The organism is Caulobacter sp. D5 (assembly GCF_003185805.1).
Lineage (GTDB): Bacteria > Pseudomonadota > Alphaproteobacteria > Caulobacterales > Caulobacteraceae > Caulobacter.
In genome coordinates this window covers 1-11,177 of sequence record NZ_QHJY01000338.1, presented here as the reverse complement: position 1 = coordinate 11,177, position 11,177 = coordinate 1, and the positions used below count along the sequence as shown (strand labels likewise).

General features: G+C 62.5%; 6 protein-coding genes. 2 read left to right on the top strand and 4 right to left on the bottom strand.

Going from position 1 to position 11,177, the window contains the following annotated elements; genetic code table 11:
- The 4 genes from DMC18_RS20030 to DMC18_RS20015 all read right to left on the bottom strand — a co-directional run.
- The coding region (locus DMC18_RS20030; protein ID WP_146218145.1) for a catalase at positions 1 to 525 on the bottom strand (525 nt) is incomplete at its 3' end.
- Positions 526 to 589: 64 nt separating this feature from the next.
- Positions 590 to 1,123, bottom strand: coding sequence for a hemerythrin domain-containing protein (locus DMC18_RS20025; RefSeq protein ID WP_110121442.1), 534 nt, complete (start codon positions 1,121 to 1,123; stop codon positions 590 to 592).
- Between the two features lie 138 nt (positions 1,124 to 1,261).
- The gene (locus tag DMC18_RS20020) at positions 1,262 to 3,574 is read right to left on the bottom strand and encodes a PAS domain-containing protein (protein WP_146218144.1); all 2,313 of its coding nucleotides are present in this window, start codon (positions 3,572 to 3,574) and stop codon (positions 1,262 to 1,264) included.
- 121 nt (positions 3,575 to 3,695) lie between these two features.
- Positions 3,696 to 4,346, bottom strand: coding sequence for a DUF6766 family protein (locus DMC18_RS20015; RefSeq protein WP_110121444.1), 651 nt, complete (start codon positions 4,344 to 4,346; stop codon positions 3,696 to 3,698).
- A gap of 545 nt (positions 4,347 to 4,891) precedes the next feature.
- Between DMC18_RS20015 and DMC18_RS25700 the strand changes: the two genes are divergently transcribed.
- Both DMC18_RS25700 and DMC18_RS20005 read left to right on the top strand, forming a co-directional pair.
- The gene (locus tag DMC18_RS25700; RefSeq protein WP_146218143.1) at positions 4,892 to 5,716 is read left to right on the top strand and encodes a hypothetical protein; all 825 of its coding nucleotides are present in this window, start codon (positions 4,892 to 4,894) and stop codon (positions 5,714 to 5,716) included.
- 395 nt (positions 5,717 to 6,111) lie between these two features.
- Positions 6,112 to 11,177, top strand: a 5,066-nt coding sequence (locus tag DMC18_RS20005) for a calcium-binding protein (protein ID WP_304539016.1), incomplete at its 3' end; no start/stop codon positions are given.

Below are 11,177 nucleotides of genomic sequence, written 5' to 3'. Positions count from 1 at the left end.
GATGGCGTCCTGGATGAAGAACACCGGGATGTTGTTGCCGACGAGATCGAAGTTGCCTTGCTGAGTGTAGAACTTGACGGCGAAGCCACGGACGTCGCGGGCCAGGTCCATCGAGCCCTTGTTGCCGGCCACGGTCGAGAAGCGGGTGAAGACGGGGATGCGCTCGCCGGGCCGCTGGAGGAAGTCGGCGGTGGTGATCTCCGACAGGTCCTCCAGGCATTCGAAAAAGCCGTGGGCGGCCGAGCCGCGGGCATGGACCACGCGCTCGGGAATACGCTCGTGGTCGAAATGCATGATCTTCTCGCGCAGGATGAAGTCCTGCAGCAGCACCGGACCGCGCGCGCCGGCCTTCAGCGAGTTCTGGTTATCGCCGATCGGCACGCCTTGATTGGTAGTCAGCTGCGTCGCCTCGTCGGCCGCCTGCTGGTGCAGCTCTGCGCCTGGCACCACGAGGGTCTCAACGCCGAGCGTGGTGTCGGGCGTGTCAATCGGGCGCTTGGCGGCCGAAGGCTTGGGCTTGGGCATGAGAAGATCCTGACGGTTCTGAGCGGGCCGAACGGCCTTGGCGTTTGGGACTGGCCAGCAGGCCTTAGGCGGCGGGCGGGGCGAGCTGGGCCATCAGTTCGGCCTTGCGGGCTGACAGCTTGGCGCCGAGCGCGACAAGATCCAGCTCGGTAGCGCGCACCTCGGGAAAGAGCTCGCTTTCCTCTTCCTCGACATGGTGACGGACCTGCTCGCCGAGCACCTTGACCTTGGCGTCGTAGAGCGGCTGTCCGGGCGCTCCCGCCTCGATCTGGGCGATTAGGGTCTTGGCGCCCATGTGCTCGACGATGGCTTCGTCGATCAGGTCGCCGTCGCCCGTCGCCTCGCGGGCCGGCGGATAGAAGAACTCTTCCTCGATCTGGGTGTGGACCTTCAGGGCCAGGCAGATCTTGTCGGCCAGAGCTTTCTTGTCGGCCGCGTCGGTGAGGCCTTCATAGGCCTCGAAATACTCCTCGACCTGGCGATGATCGGCCTCCAGCAAGGCGATGGCGTCCTGGCCTCGCGCCTTGGGGGCGGCCTGCGCCTTGGTCGCGGCGCGCGCGGATTTCTGCTTGGCTTTGGTCTTCGCCGTGACGGCCATGGTCGATGTTCCGGATGGGGGAAGGACGCGGTCTTAACCACCCGTCCATCCGGCTGTTCCGGCAACCATCAAACGATGGGTCCGCGCGGATCGCCGGGTTTCGCACCCGACGCCAAACGCAGTTTTAGGCGCGATCCGTCAGGCTGGAGCGCTCGCGCGCAAGCGCACCGACAACCCGTCGTGATTCCAGTCGAAAACGATCTGGCCTTCGAGCTGGCGCGCCAGGCTGGCCATTAGCCGCGAGCCGAAGCCCGAGCGCGACGGCGCAGTCACGGACGGACCCTCGCGCTCCTCCCAGGCCAGCGACCAGCCCTGTCGCTCGCTGGCCCAACTGACCTCCAGGCGGCCCCCGCGCACCGACAGCGCCCCATATTTGGTGGCGTTGGTGGCCAGCTCGTGGAGGATCATGCTCAGGGGCTGGAGCTGGTCGGCGGGCAGGGCGATCTCGCCGCCGGAAAGGCGCACCCGGGCGCCCGCGCTGATCGCGGCGGCCAGCTCCTCGCGAACCACCTGGCCAATTGTTCCGCCACGCCATTGGGTCCTGGCGAGCGCCGACTGAGCCCGCGCCATGGCCTCGATGCGCCCGTGGATGGCCTGGCGGAACTCGGCGGGGTCGGCCGCATCGGTCAGGCGCACGATCGACTGGATGATGGCCAAGGCGTTTCGAGCCCGGTGATCGACCTCGCGCATCAGCAGATCGCGCGCGGCCTCGGCGTGCTTGCGGGCGGTGATGTCGATGGCCGTGCCGACAACGCGCAGGCACCGACCGCCGGCGTCGAACACCCCGCGCCCCTTGGCGGCCACCCAGCGTTCGATTCCGTCCTCCGCGCCGATGGTGCGATATTCGACATCGTAGAGGTGCCGGGCCAGCGGATCACAGGCGGCCGCATAGGCCCTGGCTGTCGGCTCCAGGTCATCGGGGTGGAGCCCGCGGTAGAAGTCGTTCAAGGTGACCGGCACGCCGGGCGAGTAGCCAAATAGCGCCCGGACACGGTCGTCCCAATAGAGCGCCCCATCGCCGTTATCGACGTCCCACAACCCCACCTCGCCAAACTCGGTGGCCAGTCGCAGGCGCGTCTCACTCTGCAAAAGCGCCCGTTCGGCCTCGAAGCGTTCGGTGACGTCGGAAATCACCGCATAAAGCCCGACCACGCCCTCGTCGGCGCCGCGCCGCGGGATATAGTCGACCTGCACGTCGCGCGGTCCGCTGGCGGGATAGTCGACGCGGCTTTCGAACCTCACCCGTTCCCCGGCCAACGCCGCGTGCAGGTACGGTTTGACCCGGTCATAGGCCGCGCCCAGCACCGCCTCCACACGCTGGCCCTGCAATGCTTCGCGCGGCTGTCCGAACCAGGCCTCGTAGCCACGATTGATGAAACGGTAGCGCTCGTCGCGATCGACATAGGCGATCAACAGCGGCGCAGCATCGGTGATCCGGCGCAGCTCGGCCTCGCTGTCGGCCAGCTCCGCCTGAGACGCGACCCGCTCCACGAAGGCCCATGAACGCTCGGTCACCTCGCGCACCAGGGCCAGCTCCCGATCGGTCCAGAAATGGGGACCCTTGTGATGAACCGCCATCAGCGCTCGAAGGGCGCCATTGCGCACCAGGGGCATGCATATGGTCGCGCCGATGCCGATAGCCTGGAAGGTGGCCGCCTCATGGGCGGCGATTTCCGCGAGATTGTCGTTGATGACCAGCGGCAAGCCGCGCGAGAGGTTCTCCACCGCCATCTTGCCAAAGTCGGCCAGCCGATAGCGACCGACGATCGAGGTCGAGCCGGCCGCGGCCCAATCGCCGCGGATGGTGAAACCGTCCTGGTCGGCATCCATGTCGGCATAGGCGCAGATCGCCACGCCCATGTGCTCGCCGATCATCTGGGCCGCGCGCATCATCACCGCTTCGGCCGTCGGCAAGGCCGAGGTGGCCTGGGTCAGGCGATCCAGGAAAAGCAAGGTGCGCTCGCTCTCCTCGCGGCGGGCGCGTTCCTGCGCGGCCGACGTCGTCTCGACGCATACGCACAGCACGCCGGGAACTTCGTCCGCGATCGGTATCGGGCTGTAGGAAAAGGTGAAACACGCCGGTTCGGCCTGGTCGCGTCGGTGAAGTGTGACCGGCAGATCCTCGTAGAACGCGGCTGCGCCGCTGAAAGCCGCCTCGATGATCGGCTCGATGGCGGCGCGCACCTCCGGCCACACCGTCCAGAAGGGCTGGCCCAGCGCCGCCGGGTGCTTGTCGCCGAGAATGGGACGATAGGCGTCGTTATAGATGAGGATCCGCTCGGGCCCCCAGACGAGGAACATCGGAAACGCCGCGCCCAGCACCACATCGACCTGCTGGCGCAAGGCTTGGAGCCATGTCGAGGGTCGGCCCAATCCCGCCACGTCCCCATCTGTCTCAAGCAGCTTGGCCACTTCGCCACCCGCCAGGATTTTGGAGACGTTGAAGCTCATGAACGGGCAGCGATCCGGCAAGGCGAGGTCGAGAGTCGGGCCGTCCTTGCATGCAGCAGCCCATCCGGCACGACAACGTCAAAGCAAAGCTTCGGTTGCGACAGGCGGGATTTAAGCGCGCTCAGGCGCCCGTTTTGCTGTCCGGCGTAGCGACCGGCTTGGACTCGGGCGAATTCTTTTGGCGCAGGACAATCGACAACACCACGAGCACGGCGGTGGACAGGAACTCGCTTTGCCAGTTCTGGAAGGATTCGAACCAAAGCTGCGGGTCGGCGAGATAGGCCAGGACGCCTTTGGCGACCTGACCGTGCTCGGCCGCCTCCTGCGCAGCGTGCTGGGCGCTGAACGTCCAGTGCAATACGAAGGCGGCCAGGAACAGGCCGGTCAAGACCAGACCAAGCGAGTGGGCGTAGAGCCAAGGCAAGAGCCCTACGCGTCGGGCCAGCGACGGGGCGTCTGGATCGGTGCTGGGCAGGAGGTCGCGCTCTGGGGCGTCGGGGTCCTTGGATTCCGATGATCCACGCTGGACGAGATAGGCCGTCAGAATGACATAGACGGCCATCTGCAGAAACTCGCTCTCCCAGTTCTCGAAGACTGCCGAGACGAAAGCCGGGTCGGATAGATAGCTGATCAGTCCGATCCCAGGCTCGCCATGGCGCCGCAGATCCTCGAGCGCCACACGCCATCCCGTCAGCCACTGACCGACCAGACTGGCGGCGAACATCGCCATCAGCACCAGGGTCAATCCGTTGCGCTTGAGAAACAGGGCCATGATGACAAAGCCGCCAGACGGGCGGCCAAGTTCCCTGATCATCATTTGCTGCGACGGCTCACACGGGCTCTAGGCCAGGTTGGCGGGAAGGCAGGGCCGAGCGCGCCTGATCGCGCGTGATGGGCGCAGGACCCGACACCGCGCGAGGGTCCCGCGCGTTCAGGCTGACCCCTGGCGAGCGCCTCTGAGCCGCGTTAGGCGCCGCCGCTCCCGCGATCCGGACTGTGAGTTCTGCTCCTCCCCGGCGTGGATGGGGTGATCGAGGATCTGTGGGGCTAAAGCTTGGCCAGGACGGCCGCAACGCGGCTGTAGTCCCAAGGCCAGGCACCGCCGCGCGGCCAAAGGCCCCGAGGAAAGTCCATCGATCGGCGCGTAGCCCGCCACAGATCGGTGTTGTGGCGGGCCGTACATCTCGCCCGACGCAATCGTCGATGAAAAGCGCTGCCTGGTGTTCCCTGTGCGTGTGCGGGCTTGGAAATTACAACTAAGCATTGACGGTTGCCGAGCTTTGCTGTCGGCTGAAATGAGCCGCATCGGTCGAGATCGTGACGGGCAAAAAGCGAGTGATCGACTTCTCTGGTCGCCAGTGGCGAAGACCATCAGCGAGGCAGGGAGGGGGAGCAGCGAATGTGCATAACTGCGATGGTGTTCTGATGCTTTCACCTCTGTCTGTGATGGGGCGCGTACGTCGTCATGCAAAGGTCACGAGCGCTGCGTTGGCTTTCTGCATTGGCATATGTTTTGGCGGCGCGCGCGCGATTGCAGGGGATGCTTGTGAACGTCCATCTGCAAACGCTGAAATCGGGGCGATCCTCGCGGATTTGAACCGGATCGTGACGTCACCTGAAAAGCTGGAATCGGAAGGCGATCCAACGGTCGGTCGGGTGATTATTGGGCTCGGTAGTATCAATAGTCGCCTTGCCGTGGCGGTGCGCGAAAAAAGTATAAGTACTCATAGTTTTGAAGATTGTGCCCGGAATGCGCTGGCGATCGGTTTGTATAGGGTTTTGGCTAGGTCGGCGGAGGGTGATTTTAATTACGACTATGGTCGTCAATATTTGACATTCGAAATACTTTTTGGAATTAAGGGGCCGTTTTCAAGTTACATTAAAGTTGCGCCGAATACCCTCTGGCGGGGAAGCGGCAAGGAGCCGCAGGAGCTTCGGTGGGGTGGGGCGGATCGGTCTGCCGAAAACGCCGTCGCTAACCTGACTGCGGTTTGCTTGGTCAGGCCGAATGAATTCCAATCATCGATGCTCAGTTTGGGCTTTGATCGCGATGACGTCCTGGGCCTTCAGCGCTCGTCTGATCCGCGAATTTCGGTGCAGGGCAGGTGGCTGGTTGAAAGCTGCATGAAGGGTGAGGGGTAATTATGGCGGCAAATGTTTCGAGCAGCAGCGCTCCGGCCACTTCCCTTCCTTATCCTAAATCTACATTGACGCAGGCAAACGCGCCTGGCGGAGCGTGGTCTCGAATTACGTTTGGCTCTACAGCTACATCGTACACAACAATTACTGCGGCTGTGGATTTCACGCAAAATGGTGTAACGCGGCAGGTAAATGTCCATTTTCTAGGATTTAGTAACGATGACATTCCTAGCATGGTTCTTCGCATACTAAATGCAGCAAGGGCAGATCCTAGCGCTGTTGGTATAATATTTGATACGAGCTTCAATCCGGAATCTGTGAGTCCGGTATCTGATATTTGGTATTTCGCATACAGCGAAAACGCAAAGATTCGAACGGGTGGGAAGACGCAACGCTGGATGGATACCGCCTCCGGCAATCGAATGATTGCGACGGCGATTCCGGAAGACAAATGGCTCACGGAAATTCAGTCGGGCTACGCTAATGACAAGTCCGCGTTTATGGCTGCTGTTGCCGAAATGATCGGCCATGAATTGCGGCATGGCGCGAAGGATAATGCCGGTCATTCGTTTGATGTGCCGTACAGCAGTATTCCTCATGGCTCGGCGGCACAAATAGTCGATTATTTCACCAATATTCTTAATACGTATGAGTCGCAGACTGCATACGCTTATGGGCTTAGTTTCTCAAAATTGGTTTCAAGCGCGCTCGGATACAGCGAGAGAACTGCGTCTGTAGTGCATAAGGACCTTTATCTAAGTGGCCTCCCGGGGCAGATAAAAGATAAATTCGCGATCGCGGTTGATAGATATCTGCAAGAAAATCCTGTTTTGTCTCAGGTCGAGATCGATTTGCTGAGAAGCGCGGGTGTCATCCAGAAGAAAAGATTTTTCGGCGGCTGGACCGCCGATAATGTTGAGGCGGCTCTTTCGGATACCGCGCTAGCGATCAAATCTGTCATGGGGACTTCAGCAAGTGCCTCAGGCGGCACTATAGGCGGAGCGGCTGCCGCGAAAGCGCATGTCGCCGCGGGAGCGAAAGCCATATCGGCCGACCGGGAAGACAATGTCGCTGTCGTTGCGCAGAAAGTAGGAAAGCTGCTGGACGACGCGGCTCGCTGGGGGGTGCTGGGGCAGACGATAGGCTCGCAAATTGGTACGATGCTGGGAGGCGGCAATGCGATCGTCGCCGGAGTATCCGGAGCCGTTTTTGGCCAGGTGGGCCTGCAGGTCGGTCGACAGTTGGCGCTGAACGCCGGAGCTGGCGCGGTGTCGGCCGTGAGCATTGGCGTGCAGAAAACCTTCACCGCAAAAGGGCTGACCACGGCGCTGTCGAGTGCAGGCATTGGTTTTGTCAGCTCGACGCTGACCAGCGAGTTGCGCCAAGCGTTGAATCTCAATGGCACGCTTGGCGACGTGTTCAGCACGATGACCGGCTCTGTCGTCAACACGGTTGTTAGCAACATCTACTACGGGGGCGTTGACGCCGCCTTTAACGGCTTCAAGGCTGGATCTGTCTGGAACACGCCAAAGGTCACCGGCGGTGAGTTGAGCGGCGGAGCCGGCGCCTTCGCGGTCGCGGCCGTCGCGAGTTTCCTTGGGGCGAAGCTAGGCGCGATGATCGTCCAGCCGCGCACTCAGGCCGCAGGCATTTTGTCCTCGCTAGGCAGCGCCGTAGGGGGATGGGCGCTATCATCGGTCGGCCTGTCGATCGGCACAGCCGGGACGTCGCTCGGCGCATCCATATTCGGCAGTAGCTGGATGGCGGCGAACTTCATCGCGCCTGGCGTTGGTGCGTTGGTCGGCTTTGTCTTGGGGGCGTTGATAGGCAACCTTTTCGGTAAGAAGAAACCGAAAACACCATCTGCAAGCGCCGAAACCGTGCTGCAGGTGCCTTACGCCCAATATCAACTCGGAGCGGTCACTACCGCCAACAACGGCAACCGCGACCTCGCCACATCGATGGCCACGGCGGCTCGCGATACGCTCAACGGCCTCATCGGCAACATCGCCAATAACCAACAGATCGCGTACGTCTCGAACCTGAACGGGTTAGCGACCGACCAGCGCTATGGCCATTCGGGCAGTCAGATCTACGTTAAGATCAACGGCGTCCAGACCAACTTCGCCTCGGCCGATCAAGCGGTCGAGTACGGTACTCTCGTCGCCATCAAGAACACCAAGATCGTTGGTGGCGACCTGTTCGCAAAGCGGGCCATCGCTCGATCAACTGTCTCGGACATCACCTCTCTTCTGGGGGAGATCCAGACCGGCAACGACTATCGAACCTACCTCCAGTATCGTGGCCTCATCGACGCCGAGCTTAAGAAGGGCTGGAACAGCCTTACCGATGCCGAGCGTACCTACTACGATCAAAACACTTCGCTGATTGAAAAGGTATTTTCTAAACTTGATACCCCGCTAACAACGGCGGATGTCACTGCGTACAACGAAAACAAGAATATTATTGATTCCATCATTGCTAAATCATCGCCTACCTTTTTCGTGGCCTCTTGGCAGGCGACCCTCCAGCGCGTGGGCGAGCTCGGCCTCGATAAATGGTCCAACTCCGACTTCTACGGCGGTCTGCGCGGGTTCCTCAACAGCTTCGACCTGAAGGGCCACGGCACAACCTACGAGAACGTTCGCATTCATGCGACTGGCGTCGGGGCCGAGATCCAGGCCCGTAGCGCCAACAGCGACGGCCTATTCTCGCTCTTGCCGCAGGCCAAGGACGGCCCAGGCGACAACGACATCCTCAACGCTCGCTTCGACAACGGCCTGCAGGGCTGGGACATGGCGACTTGGCAGGTGGCCAATCCGCAGCGCGGCGTGAATCTGAACGCTGACTGGTCGGGCAGCGGCAACGACGTGTTCTGGACGCATATGCCCGGCACGCCAGCGGCGGGCTCGGTAATTGATGTGCGCTCGGCGCTGATGGTCTCGATCGCGGGCATCACCTACGAGGCGTCGGTCAAGGCCGCCAACCATCGAGGCCTGGCCCAGATGTACGTCGAGTTCTACGACGCCAATATGAACCACCTGAGCTCGACCTATATGAACGGTCAGGGCCTGGAAGGCGGTTCGTGGCAAGGGGATCTGGCCAACTACAACACCATCGGTGGCACAGTGACCGCACCGCCTGGCACGGCCTACCGACGGATGGTGCTGCGCTTGGTGGCGACCGGCGCCGAGGCGCCCTTCGGCTTCTTCACCCAGCCGACCTCGCGGGTGGCCAACGCGGCGATCTCCGACTGGAACGCCAAAGGCGAAATCGTCAGCATCGATGTCATGACCAAGGTCGGCTACACGCTGACCGACCCGGGCGCGACGACGTCGGGAAATGACTTCGTCGACCAGCGCCTGGCGACGGGCGGAGTGACCATCGACGACACCCACTCGGTCTATGTCGAGGACGGCTACTACCGCTGGAACGACTGGGATGCCTACGAATGGATCGACACCTCGTACTGGACGACGGGTGACGGCGGCGACGACATCTTTGTCGGCGGCGCGGGCGGCGACCAGCTTTACGGCCGCAGCGGCTGGGACTGGCTGGATGGCCGTAGCGGCAACGACTACCTCGACGGCGGTGACGGCAACGACACCTTGATCGGGCGTGATGGCGACGACGCGCTGATCGGCGGGGCTGGCGACGACTACCTCTCGGGCGGGCAGGGGACTGACAGCCTCGATGGCGGGGCCGGCGACGATATCCTGGCCGATTTCGTGGGCTCGGAGGTACTGCAGGGCGGCGACGGCGATGACACCTTCCTAATCGCCGAGGACGCCACCTTTAATTGGTTCTGGGGCGGCTATGCTGATCCCAACAGCGATCCGAACGGCAAGGATACGATCAGTGCTGAGCGCCTAGGTTTCGGCGTGGCCTTCGATCTCGACTACCGTCCACCTGAATGGAACGGTCATCCCGACGCCACGGCCGGCAACCCAATCAGCCGCATGGCCGTGATCACCAACGCCGTCACCGGCGCCTGGGTGACCAACGAGGGCCTGCTGAGCATCGAGAACGCCACCGGCTCGGACTATGGCGATCGCCTTTACGGCACGACGGGCGACAATGTGCTCAAGGGCTTGGTCGGCACCGACCAGCTTTGGGGGCGCGACGGCAACGATACAATTGAAGGCGGCCTTGGCGCGGATGTCATGGACGGCGGCGGCGGCTATGACTGGCTGAGCTACGTCGGGTCTTCGGCGGGGGTCTATGTCGATCTCTCGACCGGCGAAGCGTTCGGTGGCGACGCCGAGGGTGACGTCTTCTCCGGCTTCGAAGCGGTAAGGGGTTCCAAGGCCGCCGACCAGCTCAAGGGCTACGATGGCGGCGACAATTGGCTGGAGGGCGGGGCCGGCGACGACTGGCTTATCGCGACCACGGGCGCCGACGTCTTCGTCGGCGGCGAGGGCAAGGACTTCGTTGATTACTCCGCCGCCACCGGGGGGATCACGCTGAACCTCGGCGGTTATACGGCCAGCGGCGTGGTCACCGGTTATGGGTCCGGGGGCTTGGCTTCCAGCCAAGCCTATATCGGCGTCGAGGGGGTGGTCGGATCGAATTTCGCGGATTCGATGACGGCCGGCGACGGCGATCAGACGTTCATCGGCGGCAAGGGCAACGATGTCTTGCAGGGCGGCGCCGGCGCCGACACCTACATCCTAAACCGCGGCGACGGCTCCGACACCGTCTACGAGGATAACCTTGGCTGGAACACCTTCAGCTTCGGCGGGGACATCACCGTCGACGACCTGTGGATCGGCGCCGCCGGTGGCGCCAGCGGATGGCTTGATATCGGCATACGTGGGACGGGCGACGTCATCCGGATGGTGGCTTTCACGGGCGCCTATCCGATCCAGGGCAACAACAAGCTCAAGTCCGTGGACATGAATGGCGCGGGGCAACTGGACGTCGCCGCGATCGAATACGCGATGGCCGGCGATGACAACGCCAATCCCAGCCTCTATGGCGGCAGCAACCGCGCCGACCTGATCTTCGGCTACAGCGGCAACGATACGATCTACGGCGCCGCCTCCGGCCAGATGGAGACTAAGGGCAATGTCATCGTCGCCGGCTGGGGCAACGACGTAATCTACACGTCTGGCGGCGACGACCAGTTCGCCTACGATCGAGCTCGCGACGCCAACGGCGCCGTAGTCGCCAATGTCGATACCATCTACGACACCGGCGGCGACGACACCATCGTGTTCGGCGCTACCATTGAGGCCAAGGACTTGATCTACGAGGTGGTCGGCAACGACCTTTACGTCGGCGCGCGCGACCTCTCCAACACGGCGCTGACGGCCAGCCAGGTCGCCGACCGGATGCAGATCGTCGGCGGCGGGGTCAAGTACGTGATCATGGACGGCTACTCCAACACCGTCCTCTACGAGAACTTCAACACGGTCGAATACGTGCTGGCCGGCGGGACCTCGATCGACCTGCGCAAGCTCGA